The organism is Bradyrhizobium vignae (genome assembly GCF_004114425.1).
GTDB lineage: Bacteria > Pseudomonadota > Alphaproteobacteria > Rhizobiales > Xanthobacteraceae > Bradyrhizobium > Bradyrhizobium vignae.
In genome coordinates this window covers 1-21,222 of record NZ_RDQF01000073.1, presented here as the reverse complement: position 1 = coordinate 21,222, position 21,222 = coordinate 1, and the positions used below count along the sequence as shown (strand labels likewise).

Here is a 21,222-nt window from a genome sequence, read left to right as displayed (position 1 = left end):
CTCCTCACGCTCCGCGAAAAACGGCGGAGGTCTCTCCATTTTGAGCAACCAACCCCGAGCTCAGTTCGGCCGCCGCATCGACGCTTGCGCGCCCCGTCTTTCCGGCTCCCATGCCCAGCCGCCTTTGGCCCAGATCAATCGAACGCAAATAACGATCGGTGGCTGTGGACGTGTTCAGGTCAAGAAAATCAAAGAGATCGGCGGGAGCATCGAGATCCAGCCCAATTCTTGCATTCCGCCACACGATAGGCTCAATGCCGAGCCGATCGGCTGCGGCGATGTGGCGGGCGAAGCTATCGGGGCCGAAACACGGCTGCAACGGCCGCGCCAAGGTGAATGCAACCGCGTTGGTGCCGCCATCGCGCGGTGCCGGCACGATCACTGCGGCGTTGCCTTGCGCGGCTTGGAGGAGCGTCGAAACGTCCTCGCTCAAGATTGCCGGCACATCGCTGGGCAGAACAAGGATGAGTTCGCCTCCACGGTTTTCGATGGCAGCGAGTCCGGCCGCCACTGCAGAGTTGGTTCCGTCCGCACCGCCGTCATCAATCACGACAGTCCCCAGACGAGCCGCCTCTTGAGCGACATCCTCCGCATTGGTTACCACGGCGACATGGTTCAATTCTATCACCCCGCATGCCGCACTCAGAACGTCGGCCAGCATCGACCGGGCCAACAGGATGCGCTCGGATGACATCAGCAATGGAGAGAGCCGCTGCTTCGCGCGCGAGAACGATTTTGCCGGGATGACTACCCATGCATCACGGGTCGTCATGATGCGTCTCCCTTCGAAGTGGCCTGGGCCCCCGCTCGTGCCTTGCGCGAAGGCTGTCGCCGAAGGCAAGCGCATGCTCGGCGAGCGTGATCTTCGACTGCATGTCTGTCATGAGCGTAGGTACCGGGTGTACATCGATCCCCAGGTCGTCCGCCCCTGCCGCATCGGCGGTATCTATAACGAGGCCATCGAGCAGCCCGGCATAATGTCTGGAAATCTCTGCATTTGACGGTTCGAGGCCGAGTTCGTCCATGATCTTGCGCGTGGGCCCTTTAATTGCCTGACCACCGATAATTGGCGAAATGGCCACAACGGGAACGCTGGTCGCACGCAGTTGTTGAGCCATTCCCGGAACAGCCAAGATCGGATCGATGCTGAGATAGGGATTGGAGGGACATATGATGATGAGACGAAGATCCTCGGCGTCAAATAACGCAAGCACCTGCTCGCTCAGGCGAGCGCTTTGGGCCCACCTGAACCGGATCTGCTTGACAAGCGGTTCGCACCGACGTTCGACGAAATAGCGCTGGAATTCGAGCTCGCCTTCCGGGGTGTCGACGATGGTGGAAAGCCTGTCGTTGGTGACGGGCAGCACAGCTGAAGAAACACCGAGCCGGCGTGCAAAGTCGCTCGTAATGATTGTGAGACTTTCGCCGCTTAGGCGACGGCGGGTCCGCTCGATATGCATGGCCATATCGCGATCGCCGAGCAAGAACCAGGTCTCGCCGCCGATCTGCTTCAAAGCCTCCATGAAATTCCAGGTCTCATCGGATCGACCCCAACCGCGCACCGGGTCGCTGAGACCTGCGAGCGTATAAAGGACTGTGTCCAGGTCCGGCGAGATATGGAGTCCGAGATGCTCGAAATCGTCGGCCACATTGACGACCACGCTCAATCGTTCTCCGAGAACGTGCTGTAATCCAACAGCGAGCTTTGCTCCTCCGACGCCGCCGCAGAGCGCCACAACACGTCCTTGTCCCGGCAAATACTGTGACCGCCCGTTCATCTGAACATATCCCGTTCTTTCGCACGCATGAGCGCGGACGCCGAATTGATTGGCGCGCGAGAGGAGAATCCACGGACATGGATGACGGGCTGGCCTTCGGCTGCCTGTCCCATCAAGAGCGAGGCGGCGGCTGCCAGCTCATCCGCTAGCGCGATCTCTGTCACCTGCATGGGCCGCCCGAACAGATCGGGCTTGCCGATCATGCTCTGAAGGGCAGGAATTCCAGCACTTCCGAGCGCCACGCCAACGACGCCGTTGCGCCACGGGCGGCCGAAGCTGTCGTTTATAATGACGCCGACATCGACACCGAATTGTCGATCGAGGCCAGTCTTGAGGCGCTGGCAACTGGTATCTGGATCTTCGGGCAGCAACAACACGCGATGGCCGCGATCCTGCTCGATATTGGATTCATCTATGCCGGCGTTCGCCATCACGAAGCCGAGACGGTGAGCGACGATGATTATATTCTGTCGTGCGCGAAGAACCTCGGTCGATTCTGAGAGCACCACCTCGATGTGCCGCGGATCCTTGCCGACCGTTTCTGCAAGCTCCAGAGCGCGGTCGGAAGGGCTCACATCATCGAGATAGACGTACCTGTTTTCCGCCTTTGACACGATCTTTTGCGCAATGACAAAAATATCGCCGGATGCGACGGCGATCCCTCCGGCCCTCACGCCATCCACGATGACGTCAACCAGATCGTCGCCCGGTCCCACCAGAGGAATCCCGGGGAGCGCGGTGTAAGTGATGCTCCTCGTCATCGCAACTTCTTCCTCCTTGGCCGCTGCCCTATGTCTTGTTGTCTCTGGCGCGTGGGCATCTCTCCTCGAATACGATCTAGAGCCGTACCCGAAATCAGTTCGGTATCCTAACGCTTCTCCTTAAGCAGACTAGCTGGCATACCTCCTGGATAAGTCTTCGTTGGGATCCTGTAGGCGTGCTGACGAGCGCCACGTCCTGCCTTATTCCGGACCCCGCTTCGCAACCGGCAACGCTAGCCATGGAGCGCAGCCGGAGAAATTGACCGCTTTACGACAGTGCGCATTGCGAAGCTCGATTGCAGTCTTGCCACGCCTGGCAGGCGTGAGAGATGCTGTTTATGAATGCGTTCGTAATCCTCCATGTCGCGCGCCAGCACCGAAAGCCGATAATCGTCCGTACCGGACATCAAATGGCAGGCGACAACGTCGGGGCATTTCTGAATTTCGGCCTCGAAAACCCTGAGCGCGTCCTCGCTTTGGCGGTCGAGCGTGATGTGGACGATCACGGTCAGAGGAAACCCAAGCGAGTTTGCATCGATCTCGGCTGAGTAGCCTTTAATGACCCCGGCTTTCTCCATTTGCAGCACGCGCCTTGCGCAAGACGTTGCCGAGAGGCCGACCCGTTCGGCCAACGCCAGCTGGCTTATTCGGGCATCCCGAATGAGCTCGCTTAGGATTTTACGGTCCAGAGGATCGAGGGCTGTGAGCATCGTTGCGAACGCCCGGGAGGTTTTCCATTCACGTCAGGCCGGAAATCGTGATGCCGGCACCCTTCACTTTGTATTTGCGGTTGATCGCGATCAGGACCGAGGTAAGAGCCTCGGCTGCGGCCGAGTTCGCGAGGGCACCGCCATCGATCCCGCGATTGCTCACCGCATCCGCCAGCAGCATCACCTCCTTGCGGGCCTCAGGATCATCGCTGAACACGAGGACGTCGCAGTCCGCCTTGCCTCCGGCATGGAGCTTCTGTGAGCCAACATTGTGAAACGCCCCGACCACCCGCGAGCTCGGATCAAGCTGCGACTGCGCGATCAGCGCGGCCGACCCGGCGCTCGGGAGTTGAACAACGGAGACCTTCGGCGGCACGAGCGGCACGACCGCGGTGACAACGATCTTGCCCTTGGCGGCGTCCTTGATCTCGGCCAAGCTTGTCTCATAGCTGGCGAAAGGCACGGCAACGACGACAATATCGCTCTTTGCCGCGGCGGCAAGGTTGGTGTCGCCACTCACATTGGCGAACCCGTCGGATTTTAAGAGCGCGACTGCATCTTGAGCACGCTCAATCGAGCGCGATCCAAGAATGACGGAGTATCCGGCGCGACTCCAGCTGCGGGCAAGGCCGGATCCGAGATCTCCAGTGCCGCCGATGATTGACAAAGTCGGAAGGGGCGCGTTCGACATTTGGCTTACACTCCTTTGCTTGCGGCATGACGTCTTGACGGTGAACACTCTGCTTGGCTTGAGCCATGTCGGACGGTATTTAGACCAGGCCGAACACTCAACAGGTCAGTCGTACACCGCCACTTCACGTGAACGAAATAATTCAAAGACGGCTCGGTGGGGGGGGGTCAACAATTCTCCGTTCCTGCCCGACCAAAGGAGTTCATGCTAGCCGCCTTCAAGATAGGGAAAGAAATTAAGTTCAGCTCCGTCTTTGACTTCGGCCGATAGCGGTACGACCATGTCACCAATCGAAGCCAGCCAGACCTCATGCTCGGCGCTCAAGGAGCCGATCACGTTGAGAATCGTCGCTCCGTCGGGGAGGTCAAGCTGAATGGATCCAACTCCGCCAGGCAAGAACCGGCGGAGATTTCCATGCATATTGACCTCGACGCGGATCATGGGTGCCGGGCTCGCATTGCGGCGGCAATTTTTTCAGCGGTCATCGGCAGCGAGTTCGGCCAGCAGCCGGTCGCCGCCGCGATCGCATTGCCGATAGCAGCCGGTGGCTCGATGCACGGTGGCTCGCCGACGCCCTTGGCACCGTAAGGACCGGCAGCGGAGCGGCATTCGACGATAATGCTCTCGATCTCCGGAACATCCATCGCCGTCGGCATCTTGTAATCGGTCAGGTTCGCATTCATGACGCGGCCATCCTGATAGACGATCTCTTCCGACAGCGCCTGGCCTATACCTTGCGCCACGCCACCCTCGATCTGGCCCTCGATATAGGTCGGATTGATCGCATATCCGACGTCCTGGGCCACGACATAACGATTGATCGTAACCTTGCCCGTTGCTTGATCGACTGAAAGATCGACGGCGTGGGCATGGTAGCTCGGCGTATTCCAGACGGGGAGCGGATGGTTCTTGACGCGTGCCGGATCATAGGGTGGCGCCGGCGAAATGGCCGTGCCATGCGCGATAAGGCCACCGCCGGCCAAACGCGAGATGCGGGCCAGCTCCGCGATCGAAATGGACTTGTTGCCTGCGACCACGTGCTTGTCCTGCAGCTTCATGTTCTCAATCGGTGCTTCTAGCTGCTTGGCTGCGAGCTCGAACATCTGCCGTCGCAGCTCTTTAGCCGCCGCAAGGCACGCGTTGCCGACAGAGAAGGTCGTGCGGCTGCCTTGAGCGCCGTAGTCGAACGGCGCGGCCTGAGTGTCCACCCCGGTGACGTTGATGTCCGTCAAGTCGAGAGACAGCTCCTCGGCCAGCACTTGAGCAGCTCCCGTGATCGCGCCGGTGCCGATTTCGACGGCGCCGCTGACGAGCGTCGCACTCCCATCGGGATTGATTTTGACATAGACCCCAGACGAGCCACCCGTCGTCATCCACCAGCTGCAGGCGATCCCCTTGCCGCGTCCTGGCTCGGGATTACGATCGTGCCAGCCGATCGCATCGGCTGCCTTGCGCAGACATTCCTCGATGCTCACGGAGGTGTGCGTCTCGCCCGAAGGACCGGGATCCCCCTCCTTGACGACGTTGCGCAGGCGCATTTCGAGAGGATCCAGGCCGAGATCCTTTGCGATCATGTCGATCTGGCTTTCCATCGCGAAATTCGCCATCGGCCCCGCCGGAGCACGGAAGGAGCCCGAATGGACTTTGTTCGTGTAGACAGCGATGCTTTCGAACGCGAGCGCTCCGGTCTTATAGGGACCGGCCATGACCTGAAGTGCGATTGCAGCCGTGCCGGGACCTGAGCCTGCATAAGCGCCACAATCCACGATGACGCGCCCGCTTCGGGCAAGAAGATGCCCTTCCTTGTCGACGGCAGTTTTGAGCAGAACGATGGAGGCCTGACGCGGAAGCGCGGCTGTGAGCTCCTCTTCGCTCGTCGACATCACCTTGACCGGGCGGGCGGTCTTGCGCGCTAAGAGAGCTGCGAAGTGCTCGACACCAATCCTCAGCTTGCCGCCGAAGCCACCACCAATTCCTGGCACGGTCACGCGCACGCGCGCGGCGGGCAAATCGAGAATTTCGGCGAGCGTCGTTTGCGTGTCGAACGGCAATTGGGTGTTGCACCAGACCGTCACGATTCCGTTCGCGTCCCAATCCGCGGTCGCAACGCGCGGCTCGGTGTAGCCTGGATGCTGCAGCGAGGTCGTGAAACGATGCTCGTAGATCTTATGAGCTTTTGCGAAGGCTGTCTCGACATCGCCGACGTGAATACGGGCTTGGCCTGCGATGTTGTCCTTGCGCGAAATGATCGGAAGCGCCTTGTAGGTTTCCCAATCAGGATGGATGCGGATATCGCTTGTGAGCGCCTCCTCCGGATCGTACAGTGCCGGCAGATCCTGGTATTCAACCTTGATGGCTTCAATCGCGCGCTCGGCGATCTCGGAGGAGGTGGCAGCGACCGCGGCGACTGCATGCCCCATGAACAGGACACGATCGGTTGCGAACACGGTCGTGTCGCGCACCGCAGTTCCATAGCGGACCTGCGGGATATCAGCGGCGGTGATGATCCCTCGCACGCCGGCGATCGCAGCCGCGCGAGAGACGTCGATGTTCTTGATCAGAGCGTGCGCGCGAGCACTGCGTAGGATCTTGCCGTAGAGCATACCGGGCAGCTTGAAATCCGCAGCATAAACGTGCTTTCCGGTAACTTTGCCGACGCCATCCCGCCGGGGCAGGCGGTGACCGGCAACGCGATGGGTTTGAGCGTTCATTGCTTGGCTCCCGAAAGTGCGATGCGGTCTGCCGCGGTTTCCACGGCATCGATGATCTTGCGATAGCCGGTGCAGCGGCACAGGGTTCCTGCGATGGCTTCCCTGATCTCCTCGCGCGAGGGGCGGCAGCCCGGATGTTCGTCCAGGAATGACTTTGCCGTCAGGATCATTCCCGGGATGCAGTAGCCGCACTGAACGGCGCCGCATTCGATGAACGCTTCCTGAAGGGGATGCAGATGCTCGGGATCGCCGATCCCCTCGATCGTGGTGATCGAGCATCCCTCAGCCTGGCCCGCAAGCAGGATGCAGGAATTGACGGCCCTTCCATCAAGCAGCACCGTGCAGACGCCGCACTCTGCTTCCAGGCAGTTCTCCTTGGTGCCCATCATGCCGATCTCGTTGCGCAGGACCTGCAGCAGCGTCCAATGGGGCTCGATGAGCAGCTGATGGCTCTCGCCATTGACAACGATATTGAGAATTTTCCGGTTCATTGATCCTGTTCCCGAATTCGTTGCAAACACGTCTCAAGCGCGCGCTCGACCATCACCGCGACAAGGGCACGGCGGTAGCCGGCCGAGGCGCGGACATCGGAGATCGGACTGGACGCCTCCGCAGCGAGCCTGCCAGCCTCCGCAAAATTTTCCTTGCTGGCGGACTGGCCAAGGAGATAGCTCTCCGCCTGTTCGGGACGGAATGCCTTTGGGCTTGCGGCCCCGATGGCGAGGCGCACGGAAGCGCAGCGCGAGGTGGAAGCCTCCAGCGTCAAACAAGCAGCAACACAAACCACCGATATTTCCATGGCGCGCCGGCGACCTTCCTTCAGGAAGGCGGTTGCGGATCTGGCTGGAAGCTTGGCAAACCGGATGTTGGTCACGATCTCGGCGGGCAAGAGAGCTGTCTTTCCCGGACCGACGATGAAGTTGAGCAACGGGGAAGAGCGTTGTCCATTGGGACCTGCCATGTCGACACTGGCATCGAGCGCGAGCAGCGGCGGCACAAAATCGGCGGCAGGCGACGCATTGACGATGTTGCCTCCGATGGTCGCGATGTTTCGTACCTGATGGCCACCGACCACGCTGGCGGCCTCTTGCAGAGCCCGCAGGTTAACCCGAAACGCAGGATGCGTTTCGATCGCGCGGTACCTCGTCAGCGCCCCAAGAGTGAACGCGTCGGCAGTCTCGGTGATTTCGCTCATGCCGGGCAGGCACGCGACATCGATGAGATGGACCGGATCGATCTTCTTCCGATTGATCTGGATGACTGTATCGGTTCCGCCGGCAACATAGCGTGCGGTGGGCGCAAACCGTTGAGCAAGGTCGATAGCTTCGGTGACGCTGGCTGGACGATGCAGATCAAAGCTCATGACTTGCTACCCTCCCTTCGCCTGGGCAACAGCAGGCCACACTTGGGAGCCCATCGTCGCGATCGTCTCCTCGATCGTACCTCCTTCAGGCGCGAAGGGCATGATGATGATCCCGTCGACGCCGGCCTGGCGCAGCTCGATCACGCGCGCGGTCACCTCCTCGACATTGCCGGCCAGAGTGAAGGCATTGATATGGCGATCGGTCACATATGGCAGCAGAGGAAGATAAGGCGTCACGCCAGCGGCGTAATGGGCGCCCTGAACCGAGGCGAGTATATCCTCCGGCAAGGTCAGCCCCTGCTCTTCGGCCGTTTCGAATTTGAGACGCCCCGCACCGAGCAATCTTGCAACCGTCGGCCGCAGCGCGTCGCGGGCGGCCTGACCGTCTGGGGCAACACAGGCGTTGAGGCGGACGATCAGCCTGACGGACTTGGCATCGCGACCTGCCTTCTTCGCTCCATCATCCAGTCTCGCACGGAACGCCTTGACTTCCGGAGCATTGCCGCCTGCCTCCATGAACGCAGCGTCGGCGCAAGCGCCTGCCGTCCGTTGGCCGAGCGGACCGTTGCTGGCCACATAGATTGGGATATCAGCGCGAACAGGAGTGAAGTTCAGCTTGCCCTCCTTGAACTGAATGACCTCTCCCTCGTAGGTGACGGTGTCGCCACGCAGGAGCATCCGGATCACCTCGATCGCTTCGCTGATAGCGCGCGCCGGCTTCTTCCGATCGATGCCAAGCTCAGCGAAGCCGGAAATACCGGCGCCGAGGCCGAGAATTGCGCGCTTGTTGGAAATCTCGTCGAGTGTCGCAATCGCCATGGCTGTCAGTGCAGGATGTCTGGCGTAGGGATCTGTCACGCAAGGTCCGAGCCTGACCCGAGACGTATTTTGCGCGAAATATCCCAGGCACGAATAGACCTCCCGATAGAACCGTTCATCGGCAAGCCAGACCGTGTCGTATCCGCTCGCTTCGGCGAGCTTGACGCGATCAAGCATCTTGACCATGGGCGCGTTGCCGAGAATCAGCAGGTCGAGGGTCATCTTGTTGGTGTCCTGTTTGCGCTTACGTCTTGGATCAGGCAGAGCTCAACGCGAAGAAGGGATCATTCTATCTCGTCGGTGACGAAATAGATGTTCTTCGAGCGATCGAGAAACTTGCCATAAAGCTCTTCTCGCAGTGCAACACCAGCCGGTGAGGCAAGGTCCTTGTCGTGTTGCTCCAGGCTCTTGACTTCGATCCTTTCGATATATTGCCACGTTGAGTTTTCGGCGCCCTGGATGGGGCGGCGAATGCGATGAACCTTGTAACTCACGTAATTGTCGAGGCTACGCACGAGAGCGTAGTCGCGCTCGCGCACCCAAGCCTCATATTCCGCCGGGTCGACCCCTTCCTTGAGCGTGCTAATCAGGAAACGGACTGGCATGTGACTTTCTCCTTGGCTGTTTGCCCCATTCGGGTTGATCGAATATTGCCGACCACTTTGACGCGCACGCGCATGGCATTTCCGGGCAGATAGGCGATCGGCGTATCCTCCGCCTCGACCAGCGCGAGCGATTCTGAATCCGCGCCGGCCTCCACTGCCCGGGATTCGGCAAGCTTGCGTGCTGAAGCAACCGCCTCGTCTCGCGTCAGGCCCTGAAACACCTGGTCGACTTCACCACTGACCTGGGCAATGGCTGCGCCAACCGCATTCGCGCAACCACCATGCTGAACCCGAACGACACGCCCGACGCCCTGCAATTCTTCCGGAACAAGAAACGCGCCGCCACCGACAGCAATCAGCGTGATGTCTGAAGCGCTTGTCTTCATCCGGTCGACGTTCTCTTCCAGCATCTGCTTGCAGCGGCGCAGAATCCTTTTCACGTCATCGGCAGCGATGTGTGCCACACGCTTGCGATCGCCGAGTTCGATCAGCCCGGCGGCAACGCCGATGTCCGTCGCCGTCACGCTATTGCCGCCAAACACCAGCGCTTCCGTGGACAGGCGATACCCAACGCTAAGCGGCCCGATGGTTGCCGCTTCAAGGTCGATATGGCTGCCGCCACCTAGTCCGATCGAAACGAGATCCGGCATACGGAACAGGGTCCTGACGCCTCCAATATGAACGACCGCGTTGGCTTCACGGGGAAAGCCATTCCTCAGGTAGCCAAAGTCCGCCGTCGTGCCGCCGACGTCGACCACCACCGCATCCTTGAGCCCCGAAAGATAGGCCGCACCGCGCATTGAGTTGGTCGCACCGGAGGCAAAGCTGAACACCGGGTAGGTAGCGGCACGCGAGGCCTCCGCGACCGTGCCGTCGTTTTGCGTGACAAAAAGCGGCGCGTTCAGCCCGACTTTTGACTTGGCATGCTCAAAGGCCGTGATGGTCTCCCGCGCAAGCGCAATGAGAGAGGCATTGAGAATTGCCGCGTTCTCACGTTCGAGCAATCCGATCCCGCCGAGCAAATGTGCGCAGGTCACCGACACATCGGGGATTTCTTCGCGCAGGATGGCGGCGACCGCTTCTTCGTCGGACGGATCAAGCGGCGAGAACAGTGCGTTGACCACGACGTATTTGAGGCCGAGATTGCGTATTTCGCGCGCAATTCTTCTGGCTCCGGCAGTATCCAGAGGGGCGAACCTGCGCCCGTCGTAGTCGTGGCCGCCTTCGATTTGAAAGACCCCGCCATTGGCGAGCTCAGCGAGGCCAGCCGGCCAATCGGTGAAGGGCGGCAAGGAGCTCGTGGCGGGGAGCGCGACCCGGATCACCGCCACTTTTGTCAGATGACGGCGCTGAACGACCGCATTGATGAAGTGGGTCGTGCCGATCATCAGCGCGTCGAGACCGCTCCCATGCTCGGCACTCAGATCGAGTGCCTCGATGGCCGCAGCCACACCACTGGTGACGTCGGCCGTGGTCGCGACCTTCACGCCCTGCACGACCTTTCCGCCGTCGATCAGCACGGCATCCGTATTGGTGCCACCTACGTCAATCCCAATGCGTCTCATGAGCAGAATACCGACTTGAAATCGATGTCATAACCAAAGGCGCGGGGGCCGACATGGTCGAGTCCGCGCGGCGAGAGGAAGACTGGAGCCGCCGGCAGCGCGATCACCGTCGTGCGCTGCCCGTAACGAATGGTTTCCGTTCCGATCGCTTCGCCGGATTCGCTGTCGAGAACGCAAATAAGGTCCGGCGTCGAGACGAGCGCCTGCCCATCACGCCACACGACGATCCACTCATTCTGGAAGTCGATCCGGATCCGGCTGCCGTGGTCATCGCCAAGCCCCTCCATGAATGTGCGGCCGCGCAGGAAGCCCTCCGTTGTCCGCCGCTCGACTTCAACGACCTTGCCGGAGAACAGGAACTTGCCGGATTCCGCCTTCAGAATGGCCGCAATCGGGTCGGCGTGCTGCCGGTTGGCCTCAGCAACCGCCCGTCCGAGATTAATGGCCTTGGATGTGGTATGGGGAATGGCCCACTTTTTCACCTCAGCGCCGGTGCGCGGCGCCTTGCAGGTCGCAACGATGGATCCGAACTCAGTGCAAAGCTTGCGGCTCACGCGCTCCATCCATTTCCAGGAGGAGGTTTTGCCAACGATGGCCTCATTACCGCGCGGGTCTACTGAGGTCAGCGGATAAGGAGCGAGATTGCCCACTGCGAAGCTTGTCATTTGCGCTTCGGGATAGGCGCGGCCCATCGCATCGGCGTCGACAACTGGAATTTTCAGGTGAACGGCAGCAAGCAAGGACTGCATGCCATTGCCGCCGCCGATCTCGACCGCCATCACCGCCCTGAACTTGCGGCCAAGATGCTCCTCCATGGCCGAAACGGCGCGAGCGATTAGCGTGCTGTCGACCAGACGTTCCTGGAAGACAAGCGGCGCGCCCATGATGGAGACAACCGCGATCGCATCATCATCGTCCAGCTCGTCGGGATCGATCAGATCGACGCGAACGCCCGCATCGTAGAAACGTCGCAAATTCAAGAGCGCGTGATACGGACTCCCGCCCCCGCCTGTTCCGAGAATCCAGGCACCGACCGAGAGCGCCTCGATATCCTCTGGACTCAATTGCCTCATCTATATCCTCCAAGCCGCATCGATTGCGGCGATAAAAAACCGATCAAGCAGCAACCGGACCGCCGCCTCCGCCAAGCGCGCGCTGCGCCCGCTGCAGCAGAAACTGATCGCCGAAGCGGTGCGCTATGCGCTGGGCGGCAGTTGTAAGCAGCGTGATCGCTCGATTCCTCTCCTCATCGCTCATGTGCGAGGCTGGATAAGAAATACAGAACCCCACGGTCTCGCGGATTTCTGGATCGGAGACGCTCACTGAGATTGAGCCGACCCCGGGGATCGCCTCATCGAGGGCCTCGGCCCAGCCGAACCGGCGCGGCTGATCCAGCGCCGCCACCAGCTCGTCGACATTTTGAGGCGCGCGCGGCGAAGGCGGAGTGACACCTTCAGCATGAAGCGAGCGCACCACACTATCCGGAAAGCGCGAGAGCAGACTGCGTCCAATCGCAGTCGCAAAGGCAGGAGCACGCTGACCCAGCGGCGTGAAGACACGCAAGGCGTGGGAGCCCTGATGCATGCGGATGACCAGAACATCCGCACCATCAAGGATCGAGACATAACCGGTGTGCCCGGTCTCTCGAGTGATCTCCTTTACGGCCTCATCGACGGCGTCAATCAGGGAAGAGTTCAGCTTGTAGAGGCGCGAAATCTCGAAAAGCAGATTTCCAACCTTATAGCGCGGCGGATTTTCCGAGCGCGACAGCAGCCCCTCAAGCAGCATCGTCTTCAGCAACCGAGATGCCGAACTTTTAGGCATATTCAACAGTTGCGAGACATCTGTCACCGAGACTTCGAGCCTGCCCGGCCCGAAAAGTCTAAGGATTTGCGCTGCGTTTTCTATCGAGCCCACTTTTTAATCATCCAGTTTCGTATATTGAAACTGAGTTGACAATAACAGAACGATGACAATAATGCAAGCCACCGCGCACCGGATGACCGGCAAATCTTTGCGTAAAGTCAGGAGGGGAATGAGATGACAAGCGATACACGCCGTCGGGATTTCTTGAAGTTTGCCGCAACGAGCGTCGCAGCCCTTACATTCACGAGCACAGTTCGCTTGGCTGCCGCTCAGGAAAAGCGAACCCTGACAGTCGCCTGGGATGCCGATATCGACACGCTCGATCCGGCGTCCTTCAAGACGTCGGCCGGCTACACCGTGCAGGCAAACGTTTACGACAGCCCGCTGATGTGGAAGGTGCAGCCGGTCGAAGGAAAGCCGGGGGTGTCGCAAGCAAAGCCTGGCGAGATCGAGGGTGGCATCGCCCAGTCCTGGTCCTTTGAAAATGGCGACGCCACGCTGGTGCTGAACATCCGCAAAGGCTTGAAATTACCGAGCGGCCGCGACGTCAACGCCACGACTCTGAAGTATCTCCTCGACCGCGGGCTGCAGTCGCCCGGTTATATGCGCCTCCTGTTTCCGCGCCTTCTCGGGGTAACCAAGCCCGAGCAATTCAAGGTGCGCGACAACTTCACGATCGAAATCAACATGCCCTCGCCAAGCCCGATGGCGCTGGACATGATGGCGCTTATGAACAACGCGCTGCTTGATCCGGAAGAGGTCAAGGCGAATGCGACCGCCGATGATCCCTGGGCCGCCAACTGGTTGAAGCGAAACACAGCCGGGCTCGGGCCGTACCAGCTGGTGAAGAACCAGCCAGGCGTCGAGGTCGTGTTGGAAGCGCAGGCCGATCACTGGCGTGGTCGCCCCTATTTCGATCGGGTCGTCCTCAAATATGTGCCGAACGAAGCTGACCGCGTGCTGCTGCTCAAGCGCAAGGCCGTCGACATGGTGGTCGGCAGATCAACGCTATCTCCGCGCAATGTGAAGAGTCTCGAGGCGGAGCCAGGTTTGAAGACCGTCTCCGTGCCGGACACCCTGTGTCACTGGCTTTGCATGAACACGCAGAAGGCGCCGCTTAACAATGTCAAAGTGCGCCAGGCCATCAACTACGCCATCCCGGTGCAAGCCATCATACCGAGCGTGCTGTATGGTTTTGGCACCGAGATGAAGAGCCCTGTGCCGAGTTTGACACCCGGTTACGACAGCACGATCAGTCCCTACAAGTACAACATCGCAAAGGCCAAGGAGTTGATGCGCGAAGCGGGCTTCGGCAATGAGCCTATTCCGATCGATCTTGCGGTACGCGCTGGATGGCAGCCGCACGAGCAGGCCTCGGTCTGGCTTCAGACTGAGCTGGAGAAGATCGGCTTCAAGGTGAACATCGTCAAGGAAACCGAAGCCACCTTCCGCCAGATCGCAACCAAGGGCGATCACCAGCTTTCGATCGAGTCTTGGCAGTCGTGGATCAACGATCCCTTCTATCACCTGTTCTTCAACTTCCACAGCACAGCGAAAGGCACCAACACCTCATTCTATTCCAATCCGGAAGTCGACAAGCTGATCGATGAGAACATGCATGAAACCGACACCAGCAAGCGTCTTGCCGCGGCAAAACGCCTGCAGGAGATCATTATCGGCGACGCCGTCTGGGGGCATCTCTGGTACGAGAACTGGACCCGCGTCATGCGATCCGACCTCATTGGTATTGAGAAGCGTTGGGATAGTTATGAGCGCTTTTTCAGCATGAAGCTCGCCTGAGCACGTCGTCTTCGTCTCAATAGAGAGAGCGCTTCAATGGGTTTCTTCAATTATGTCATGCGACGGTTTGCGCTGGCTCTGCCGACCTTGTTCGGCGTTAGCGTGATCTGCTTCACTCTCACCTACCTGCTCCCTGGCAATCCGGCCATGGTCAAGGCGGGCCCGTTCGCCACGCCCGAACATCTCGCTGAAATGGAGCACCAAATGGGCCTGGATCGCCCGTTCCCGGAGCAATACTACCGCTACGTATCCGGCATCTTCAAAGGTGATCTTGGTGAGAGTGCCTCGACGGGACGGCCGGTTTCGCAGGACTTTCTTCAGCGCCTGCCCGCCACTCTCGAGCTCAATCTTGCGAGCCTTCTCATCGCGATCGTGATCGGACTGCCGCTTGGGGTCCTTTCTGCGGTGCATCGCGACACATTGATCGACCATATCGGTCGCGTGGTCGGCATCATGGGTGTCGCAATGCCGAGCTTCCTGACCGGGCTCCTGTTCGTTTACGTCTTCTTCTACATGCTCAACCTGGCCCCCTCACCACTGGGTCGCCTGGGACCGGGCATAGAACCTCCCGCACATATAACAGGGCTTTATGTGATCGACTCCCTGCTTACCGGCAACTGGACCACCTTACGATCAAGTCTGAATCAGCTCATGCTGCCTGCAGCGACCCTCGGGCTTAGCGCAATCGCGCCAGTTGCGCGCATGGTGCGATCCACCATGCTTGAGATCCTCGAGTCCGATTACATCAAGGCGGCGTGGGCGGCCGGATTGCCGCGAAGAACGGTGATCTATCGGGACGCGCTGCGAAATGCGCTGATACCCGTCATCACGATTTCCGGAATTGTTTTTGGATTTCTAATGGCCGGGAATGCGGTCGTCGAAAGCGTGTTCTCATGGCCTGGTATCGGCAATTACGCGGTGACCGCATTGCTTACGAAGGACTCGGCTCCGATCCAGTCTTTCATCCTCTTCGTCGCAGTGACATGTGTCATGGTCAATTTGGCGGTCGATATTGCGTACGGTCTCGTTGATCCCCGGATTAGGTTCAGCTGATGTCCTCATCATTGTCTATCTCCTCTTCGATTTCGCAACCAGCGGCTTCATCACTGGTGTGGCAGCGGCTTCAGCGCAATCCCGTCTCCTTTGCCGCACTGTGCGTGATCGTGCTGATCGCGGCGGCGGCGATATCGGCGCCGATCGTGGCGCCCTACGCGCCCGACGCCACCGACCCCGCAGCCTCTTTGCAGCCGCCTTCCTGGCATCATGCGCTCGGCACTGACGAGTTCGGCCGCGATCAACTCTCGCGGATCATTTTTGCCGCACGTGTCGACCTCCTGGTTGCCTTTGCGGCAACGTTTGTTGCCGTTTCGATCGGAGGGTTGCTTGGAGCGGTCGTCGGCTACAGCCGGGGGTGGACTGATACGATCGCGATGCGCATCGTCGATGCTCTGATGGCCTTCCCGGCCTTTGTACTGGCTATGGGCATTACGGCGGGGCTTGGCAATTCCACCACCAATGTCGCAATTGCTATCTCGATCACGCAAATCCCGGCCTACCTGCGGCTGACCCGTGGAGAGATGCTTCGACTCCGCGAGATGGAATATGCCGATGCTGCTCGCACTGTCGGCAATCCGACCTGGAGGATTGTGTTGATTCACCTGCTGCCGAACTGTCTTCCGCCGCTGATTGTGCAGGCGACGCTTTCGACGGGTTTTGCCCTTCTGACGATGGCCTCGCTCTCCTTCATTGGACTTGGAATTCAGCCGCCACAGAGCGAATGGGGCGTGATGACCGCGGAAGGTGCCTCACAGATCGTTACCGGAGAATGGTGGCTGTTCCTGTTTCCTGGCCTTGCGATCATGACCTCCGTTCTCGCATTCAATCTTATCGGCGACGGATTGCGTGATTTGCTGGACCCGCGCATGAGGGGTTTGAGATGACCGAGCTGCTTGAGATCTCTGATTTGACCGTGCATTTTGAGATCAACCAGGGCGCTATCGAAGCAGTCGACCACATCAACCTGACGATCCGTCGGGGCGAGGTTCTCGGGCTGGTTGGCGAGTCCGGGTCGGGAAAGTCGGTCACGTCTTTTGCCATTCTGCGCCTGATCCGTCCGCCAGGGCGTGTCTCCGGCAGCGTTCACTTTGACGGCGTAGACCTTGGCAGGCTTTCTGAGGAAGAGATGCGGCGCATGCGCGGCGCAAAGATCGCGATGGTATCGCAGACGCCGCGAACCGCGCTCAACCCGCTCCTGACTGTTGGAAAGCAGATTTCACGCTTGCTGATGGTCCACGCCGGCTTGTCGCCACGAGAGGCCGACAAGAAAATGCTGGAGATGCTGCGCCTTGTCCGCATTCCGGCGCCCGAAAAGAGAGCCAAGCAATACCCGCATCAGCTCTCGGGAGGAATGTGTCAGCGGATCATGATCGCTATGGCGCTTGCAACCTCCCCTCAGCTCCTGCTCGCGGACGAGCCAACGACCGGGCTCGACGTTTCGATCGCGGCCAAGATTCTTGATCTGCTGCGCGAATTGAGCGCGAAAACAGGTGCGGCGATCATGCTCGTCACGCACGATCTTGGCGTCGTTGCCGAGATCTGCGATCGCGTCGCCGTTATGCATGCCGGCCAGGTGGTTGAATGCGCGCCCGTGCGGGAGCTGTTTCATAATCCGGCCCATCCCTACACGAAGGCGCTCGTCCGATCGATACCGAGGGTCGATCGAGACGTCGTTCTAGAGCCCATACCAGGGTCGGTTCCGTCCCTGGTCAACCCGCCGAGCGGGTGCCGTTACGCAGGACGCTGTGAGTGGGTGATGGATCGCTGTCGTGTCGCACGCCCTACGATGATCGAGGCCGGCCCCGGCCATGTTGTAGCATGTTATGGATTCGAGGAACGCCGTGGCACTTGTTGAGATACGTGATCTGCAGATGCATTTTCCGCTCGGCGGGGTGGCCGGCACTCTCGCGCGCCTGCGCGGTCAGGAACAGCCTGTCGTGCGGGCGGTCGATTCAGTCTCCTTCGATATAGAAGCCGGCGAGACGGTTGCATTGGTTGGCGAATCCGGCTGCGGAAAATCGACCGTCGCGCGTTGCTTGGTTCGGCTAGTCGAGCCGACGGCGGGATCCGTCCGCTATGATGGCACGGACATAGCGAGGCTTGATGCCCATGCCATGAAGCCTTTGCGCCGCGATATCCAGATGGTGTTTCAGGATCCTACTGCCTCGCTCAATCCTAGACTATCGGTGAGACGGATGGTGGAGGAGGCGCTCACGCTGCATACCAAGCTTCCGGCGAAGGAGCGGCGCGACCGCGTCGAGGAGCTCACGCAGGAGGTGGGGCTCGGCCGCGATCTGTTGGACCGGTATCCGCACGAGCTTTCGGGCGGTCAACGCCAGCGCGTCAATATAGCCAGGGCGATTGCAACGAATCCCCGCTTCGTTGTTCTTGACGAGCCAACCTCCGCACTGGACGTATCGCTACGCTCGCGGGCAATTCTCCTGTTGGAGAAACTGCGCGAGCAACTCGGGTTGTCTTACCTGTTCATTTCACACGATCTGGCCACTGTGAAGTACCTGGCGAGCCGCGTTGCGGTGATGTATCTCGGCAGCATAGTGGAGATGTCGGGCACCAAGGATCTGTTTGCAAAGCCCTTGCATCCCTACTCGCGCGCTTTGCTAGCGGCCGTTCCAGTTCCTGATCCCGACGCAAAGCGTGACGATTTCGCTTTGTCGGGCGAAATTCCAAGCCCTATCGATATCGCGCCTGGATGCAGGCTGAGAGGTCGCTGTCCGTTGGCCAAACCTGTATGCGCGGAAAGACCGCCTTTGAAGGAGGTTGCGCCCGGCCGGTTCGTGGCCTGTCACCTGGTCTGATAAGGACGTCTATAAATGTTAGAGGCGCGGTGCTGAGGAGCTCGAGTTCAAGATGGCTGTTGTCCGGTTTGTTTTTGCGACATTGAAGCCTTGAGGTCAGCGCAGTTGACTATGAACGATTTGAACGCGACGTGGAATATGTGTTTGCTTCGAAGTTGAAGTCGATCGTGAGCTATCGCACGCATCGAATCACCGAAACGACCTCTCCTGTGGCCCCTTGGGACTATATTGAGCGTAGACCGATCGTGCGGTCTGTGAGGCTGAACTCGCTGTCGCCGGAAAGGAACTGATCGACGACCTTTACGAGAAGCATCTGGATAAATCGAAGACGGTATCGGTCTGGTCGGAACGTATCGAGCCGTGACACCCGCGACGAGGCGCTTGGTCTGGATGCGCCTGCTTCGGATCTACTCGTGCTGATGCACCTACGCCCTGATCATCCGCGCCGGTTCTGACGAAGAGCCCGGTGGATGCTTCACGTAGATTCAATCACCCTTTAAAAGGGGTCAAGCCAACAAACACGAACTCTCGGCTTCGCTGGGCGAGTTGCAGGGCGCATACCCCTCGCGTCCTCAAAAAAAGGGCCACTCCAAGGAGCGGCCCTTAAGTGAGGGAGGAAACGTCCCATAGGGACTTCTGGGATCAGGCCGCAGCCTGTTCGATCGGGGAGAATGGCAGGCCAAGGCTCTCGGCTACAGTCTTGTAAGTGAGCCGGCCGCGATAGATATTGAGGCCAGCGCGCAGATGCGGATTTTCGAGGACCGCCGCGAAACCCTTGTTGGCGAGCGCCAACCCGAACGGCAGTGTGGCATTGTTCAGTGCTTGGCTTGACGTGAGCGGGACGGCTCCGGGCATATTGGCGACGCAATAGTGAATTACGCCATCGACCTCGTAAGTTGGATCCGCGTGCGTGGTCGGGCGCGATGTTTCGAAGCAGCCGCCTTGATCGATGGCGACGTCAACGATGACGGAGCCCTTGCGCATTGAGGCCAGCATGCTGCGGCTGACGAGTTTCGGCGCGCTTGCACCGGGAACGAGGACCGCGCCGATGACAACGTCTGCTGCAAAGACTTCCTCTTCGACGGCGTCTATGGTCGAGAATCTGGTACGGACGCGGCCTTCGAACAGTTCATCCAGCTCGCGAAGGCGCGGGATCGAGCGGTCGAGGATCGTGACCTCGGCACCCAGGCCGGCGGCTATTCGGGCCGCATGAGTCCCAACGACGCCGCCTCCGATCACGACGATGCGAGCCGGCTGCACGCCAGGAACGCCGCCAATCAACAGCCCCCGCCCGCCGGTATAGCGCGTCAGGGCGCGGCCTGCCGCTTCGACCGCAAGCCTTCCCGCAACTTCGCTCATCGGCGCGAGCAGCGGAAGCCCGCCATGCGCATCCGTCACCGTCTCATAGGCGATGGCGGTGCATCCAGATTCTAGGAGTCCCTTCGCCTGTTCCGGGTCTGGCGCCAGATGCAGGTAGGTGAAAAGGATCTGCTCCTCTCGCAGCTCAGTCCATTCGGAGGGTTGCGGCTCCTTCACCTTTACGATCATCTCGCTCGATGCGAAGACCTCACGAGCCGAGCCGACAATCGATGCGCCGGCGTTGCGATAATTGTCATCGCTCGCGCCAATGCCCCCACCCGCATTGGTCTCGACCAGTACACTGTGACCGGCAGCTACATATTCTCGGACGGCGCCAGGGGTTAGACCCACGCGGTATTCGTGCGTCTTGATTTCCTTAGGCACCCCGACCTTCATATGCAATCTCCTCGTTGGACGCCCCCTTCTAGTCGAAAGGCCAAGTTGTTTCTCTGCAAAATCGGGAAGAACGGGCGGCATAACGGCGAGAATCTTCGCTCGCCGAGGGCATCTTGCAGAATTCCAAACAGTCGCTGTCCTGTCGTTTCTCAGGGTCGCTGCGCGCGGCCAGAATCCGATTCCGGCGAGTGGCCGCTCGGGCTGGGCAGCTCAGTTCTTGAGGCATGCGCCACAAGCGTCCGATTGCTGCTGATGATCCAGCCAAAGGCGAAGGTGCGCCTGCCCGTGGCGTTTTCCCGCCCAGAGCCGGCTCAACGGCAGCAGCGCCAGCGCAGCGACGCCAGCTGTTCCTGCACCACGGGCTCGTTGCAATCGTGCAGTGGTACCGAGCGCGCGCATGACGACGGCAAGGGCTTCAACGTCGATCTGATCGGCCTACCCGGCAGCGGACGGCGCGTCATCCGCGTGCGTAAGGAAGCCAGCGGCTGATCATGTCAGGAGCCTGAGGACACCGACGTGGCTCGGTGCGATTCTTCCCGGAGCAGCGGCGAGGCCCGCTGGCGTGGCAAGGGAGACCATCCTCAAGCCTTGGAATGGTTGAAGTCCGTTGAGAGCTGATGACCTGCAAGGTGCAGAGCTACTTGCCCGCATTGGAAACGATGCGGGGCACTTTTGTTGGACTAATTTCGGGCTCATCCTTTAGGTTCGCTGCATTTCAGAGATGCATCAGAAGTGGTTGCCTTTGCTGGTGAAGCACCTCCTACGGAGTGTTTGAGCAGATCGCCAAACCTTTGTTTCTCCGTGAGCGTCACGATAGTATCACCGGTGCCCGGGCTTGACTTGCGCGGAATGCTTTGGATAGCGCGGTCGGGATGATTGACGCCGCCGGCGCGCGGTGATGGGGTGACCCTGGTTCGGAGCGGGTA

General features: G+C 59.9%; 22 protein-coding genes and 1 pseudogene. 7 read left to right on the top strand and 16 right to left on the bottom strand.

Features of this window, described 5'->3' with window-relative positions; all coding sequences use genetic code 11:
• Positions 1–4: 4 nt before the first annotated feature.
• The 14 genes from cofC to EAV90_RS35100 form a co-directional block, all read right to left on the bottom strand.
• On the bottom strand, positions 5–772 hold the full coding sequence (cofC, locus tag EAV90_RS35165; RefSeq protein WP_164937239.1) for a 2-phospho-L-lactate guanylyltransferase: 768 nt from the start codon (positions 770–772) through the stop codon (positions 5–7).
• Positions 759–1,778, bottom strand: a complete 1,020-nt coding sequence (gene cofD, locus EAV90_RS35160) for a 2-phospho-L-lactate transferase (RefSeq protein WP_129146056.1) — start codon at positions 1,776–1,778, stop codon at positions 759–761. The genes cofC and cofD overlap by 14 nt, the downstream gene beginning before the upstream one ends.
• Complete coding sequence (gene cofE, locus EAV90_RS35155; protein ID WP_129146055.1) at positions 1,775–2,539, bottom strand: coenzyme F420-0:L-glutamate ligase; 765 nt, start codon at positions 2,537–2,539, stop codon at positions 1,775–1,777. Before cofE ends, cofD begins: the two co-directional genes overlap by 4 nt.
• Before the next feature lie 233 nt (positions 2,540–2,772).
• Positions 2,773–3,249 carry an Lrp/AsnC family transcriptional regulator gene (locus EAV90_RS35150; RefSeq protein ID WP_129146054.1) on the bottom strand — a complete coding sequence of 159 codons (477 nt, stop codon included), beginning with the start codon at positions 3,247–3,249 and terminating at the stop codon, positions 2,773–2,775.
• Between the two features lie 28 nt (positions 3,250–3,277).
• Entirely contained in the window at positions 3,278–3,940 is a 663-nt protein-coding gene (gene npdG, locus EAV90_RS35145; protein WP_129146066.1) for an NADPH-dependent F420 reductase, read from the bottom strand.
• Between the two features lie 207 nt (positions 3,941–4,147).
• Complete coding sequence (locus tag EAV90_RS35140) at positions 4,148–4,381, bottom strand: MoaD/ThiS family protein (protein WP_129146053.1); 234 nt, start codon at positions 4,379–4,381, stop codon at positions 4,148–4,150.
• Positions 4,378–6,651 (bottom strand): xanthine dehydrogenase family protein molybdopterin-binding subunit, encoded by a 2,274-nt coding sequence (locus tag EAV90_RS35135; protein WP_283810524.1) that lies wholly within the window; start codon positions 6,649–6,651, stop codon positions 4,378–4,380. The genes EAV90_RS35140 and EAV90_RS35135 overlap by 4 nt, the downstream gene beginning before the upstream one ends.
• Positions 6,648–7,142, bottom strand: a complete 495-nt coding sequence (locus EAV90_RS40985) for a (2Fe-2S)-binding protein (protein ID WP_129146051.1) — start codon at positions 7,140–7,142, stop codon at positions 6,648–6,650. The genes EAV90_RS35135 and EAV90_RS40985 overlap by 4 nt, the downstream gene beginning before the upstream one ends.
• The gene (locus EAV90_RS35125) at positions 7,139–8,014 is read right to left on the bottom strand and encodes an FAD binding domain-containing protein (protein ID WP_129146050.1); all 876 of its coding nucleotides are present in this window, start codon (positions 8,012–8,014) and stop codon (positions 7,139–7,141) included. Before EAV90_RS35125 ends, EAV90_RS40985 begins: the two co-directional genes overlap by 4 nt.
• A gap of 6 nt (positions 8,015–8,020) precedes the next feature.
• A complete protein-coding gene (locus EAV90_RS35120; protein WP_129146049.1) occupies positions 8,021–9,055 on the bottom strand; it encodes an LLM class flavin-dependent oxidoreductase in 1,035 nt (344 codons plus the stop codon).
• Positions 9,056–9,117: 62 nt separating this feature from the next.
• The gene (locus EAV90_RS35115) at positions 9,118–9,438 is read right to left on the bottom strand and encodes a hypothetical protein (RefSeq protein WP_129146048.1); all 321 of its coding nucleotides are present in this window, start codon (positions 9,436–9,438) and stop codon (positions 9,118–9,120) included.
• Positions 9,420–11,003, bottom strand: coding sequence for a hydantoinase/oxoprolinase N-terminal domain-containing protein (locus EAV90_RS35110; protein ID WP_129146047.1), 1,584 nt, complete (start codon positions 11,001–11,003; stop codon positions 9,420–9,422). The genes EAV90_RS35115 and EAV90_RS35110 overlap by 19 nt, the downstream gene beginning before the upstream one ends.
• Complete coding sequence (locus EAV90_RS35105; protein WP_129146046.1) at positions 11,000–12,076, bottom strand: S-methyl thiohydantoin desulfurase family protein; 1,077 nt, start codon at positions 12,074–12,076, stop codon at positions 11,000–11,002. Before EAV90_RS35105 ends, EAV90_RS35110 begins: the two co-directional genes overlap by 4 nt.
• A gap of 43 nt (positions 12,077–12,119) precedes the next feature.
• Complete coding sequence (locus tag EAV90_RS35100) at positions 12,120–12,920, bottom strand: IclR family transcriptional regulator (RefSeq protein WP_129146045.1); 801 nt, start codon at positions 12,918–12,920, stop codon at positions 12,120–12,122.
• Between the two features lie 207 nt (positions 12,921–13,127).
• Here EAV90_RS35100 and EAV90_RS35095 point away from each other — a divergent pair, with 207 nt between their 5' ends.
• The 6 genes and pseudogenes from EAV90_RS35095 to EAV90_RS41980 all read left to right on the top strand — a co-directional run.
• Positions 13,128–14,669: an ABC transporter substrate-binding protein gene (locus EAV90_RS35095; protein WP_164937238.1), complete on the top strand. Its 1,542-nt coding sequence runs from the start codon at positions 13,128–13,130 to the stop codon at positions 14,667–14,669.
• Between the two features lie 36 nt (positions 14,670–14,705).
• Positions 14,706–15,722 carry an ABC transporter permease gene (locus tag EAV90_RS35090; protein ID WP_129146043.1) on the top strand — a complete coding sequence of 339 codons (1,017 nt, stop codon included), beginning with the start codon at positions 14,706–14,708 and terminating at the stop codon, positions 15,720–15,722.
• Positions 15,722–16,609: an ABC transporter permease gene (locus tag EAV90_RS35085; protein ID WP_129146042.1), complete on the top strand. Its 888-nt coding sequence runs from the start codon at positions 15,722–15,724 to the stop codon at positions 16,607–16,609. The genes EAV90_RS35090 and EAV90_RS35085 overlap by 1 nt, the downstream gene beginning before the upstream one ends.
• Positions 16,606–17,580, top strand: a complete 975-nt coding sequence (locus EAV90_RS35080) for an ABC transporter ATP-binding protein (RefSeq protein ID WP_129146041.1) — start codon at positions 16,606–16,608, stop codon at positions 17,578–17,580. Before EAV90_RS35085 ends, EAV90_RS35080 begins: the two co-directional genes overlap by 4 nt.
• Complete coding sequence (locus tag EAV90_RS35075) at positions 17,567–18,541, top strand: ABC transporter ATP-binding protein (protein ID WP_245509697.1); 975 nt, start codon at positions 17,567–17,569, stop codon at positions 18,539–18,541. The genes EAV90_RS35080 and EAV90_RS35075 overlap by 14 nt, the downstream gene beginning before the upstream one ends.
• A 104-nt stretch (positions 18,542–18,645) precedes the next feature.
• A pseudogene (locus EAV90_RS41980) lies at positions 18,646–18,831 on the top strand (hypothetical protein); the annotation flags it as partial.
• 352 nt (positions 18,832–19,183) lie between these two features.
• Here EAV90_RS41980 and ald read toward each other — a convergent pair.
• Positions 19,184–20,296 (bottom strand): alanine dehydrogenase, encoded by a 1,113-nt coding sequence (gene ald, locus EAV90_RS35070; protein WP_129146039.1) that lies wholly within the window; start codon positions 20,294–20,296, stop codon positions 19,184–19,186.
• Positions 20,297–20,539: 243 nt separating this feature from the next.
• On the opposite strand from ald, the gene EAV90_RS35065 reads away from it, so the two are divergent.
• The gene (locus EAV90_RS35065) at positions 20,540–20,785 is read left to right on the top strand and encodes a hypothetical protein (RefSeq protein WP_129146038.1); all 246 of its coding nucleotides are present in this window, start codon (positions 20,540–20,542) and stop codon (positions 20,783–20,785) included.
• 203 nt (positions 20,786–20,988) lie between these two features.
• On the opposite strand, the gene EAV90_RS40255 is transcribed toward EAV90_RS35065, so the two are convergent.
• Positions 20,989–21,222 (bottom strand): hypothetical protein (locus tag EAV90_RS40255; protein ID WP_208738570.1); only part of this gene is annotated, 234 nt, incomplete at its 5' end.

What these genes read in the sequence shown, in the direction of transcription:
- EAV90_RS35090 (WP_129146043.1), top strand. Translation starts at nt 14,706, where the DNA reads ATGGGTTTCTTCAATTATGTCATGCGACGGTTTGCGCTGGCTCTGCCG.
- EAV90_RS35085 (WP_129146042.1), top strand. Translation starts at nt 15,722, where the DNA reads ATGTCCTCATCATTGTCTATCTCCTCTTCGATTTCGCAACCAGCGGCT.
- EAV90_RS35135 (WP_283810524.1), bottom strand. Translation starts at nt 6,651, where the DNA reads ATGAACGCTCAAACCCATCGCGTTGCCGGTCACCGCCTGCCCCGGCGG.
- EAV90_RS35125 (WP_129146050.1), bottom strand. Translation starts at nt 8,014, where the DNA reads ATGAGCTTTGATCTGCATCGTCCAGCCAGCGTCACCGAAGCTATCGAC.
- ald (WP_129146039.1), bottom strand. Translation starts at nt 20,296, where the DNA reads ATGAAGGTCGGGGTGCCTAAGGAAATCAAGACGCACGAATACCGCGTG.
- EAV90_RS35110 (WP_129146047.1), bottom strand. Translation starts at nt 11,003, where the DNA reads ATGAGACGCATTGGGATTGACGTAGGTGGCACCAATACGGATGCCGTG.
- cofD (WP_129146056.1), bottom strand. Translation starts at nt 1,778, where the DNA reads ATGAACGGGCGGTCACAGTATTTGCCGGGACAAGGACGTGTTGTGGCG.
- EAV90_RS35120 (WP_129146049.1), bottom strand. Translation starts at nt 9,055, where the DNA reads ATGACCCTCGACCTGCTGATTCTCGGCAACGCGCCCATGGTCAAGATG.
- cofE (WP_129146055.1), bottom strand. Translation starts at nt 2,539, where the DNA reads ATGACGAGGAGCATCACTTACACCGCGCTCCCCGGGATTCCTCTGGTG.
- cofC (WP_164937239.1), bottom strand. Translation starts at nt 772, where the DNA reads ATGACGACCCGTGATGCATGGGTAGTCATCCCGGCAAAATCGTTCTCG.
- EAV90_RS35105 (WP_129146046.1), bottom strand. Translation starts at nt 12,076, where the DNA reads ATGAGGCAATTGAGTCCAGAGGATATCGAGGCGCTCTCGGTCGGTGCC.
- npdG (WP_129146066.1), bottom strand. Translation starts at nt 3,940, where the DNA reads ATGTCGAACGCGCCCCTTCCGACTTTGTCAATCATCGGCGGCACTGGA.
- EAV90_RS35115 (WP_129146048.1), bottom strand. Translation starts at nt 9,438, where the DNA reads ATGCCAGTCCGTTTCCTGATTAGCACGCTCAAGGAAGGGGTCGACCCG.
- EAV90_RS35140 (WP_129146053.1), bottom strand. Translation starts at nt 4,381, where the DNA reads ATGATCCGCGTCGAGGTCAATATGCATGGAAATCTCCGCCGGTTCTTG.
- EAV90_RS35080 (WP_129146041.1), top strand. Translation starts at nt 16,606, where the DNA reads ATGACCGAGCTGCTTGAGATCTCTGATTTGACCGTGCATTTTGAGATC.
- EAV90_RS40985 (WP_129146051.1), bottom strand. Translation starts at nt 7,142, where the DNA reads ATGAACCGGAAAATTCTCAATATCGTTGTCAATGGCGAGAGCCATCAG.
- EAV90_RS35150 (WP_129146054.1), bottom strand. Translation starts at nt 3,249, where the DNA reads ATGCTCACAGCCCTCGATCCTCTGGACCGTAAAATCCTAAGCGAGCTC.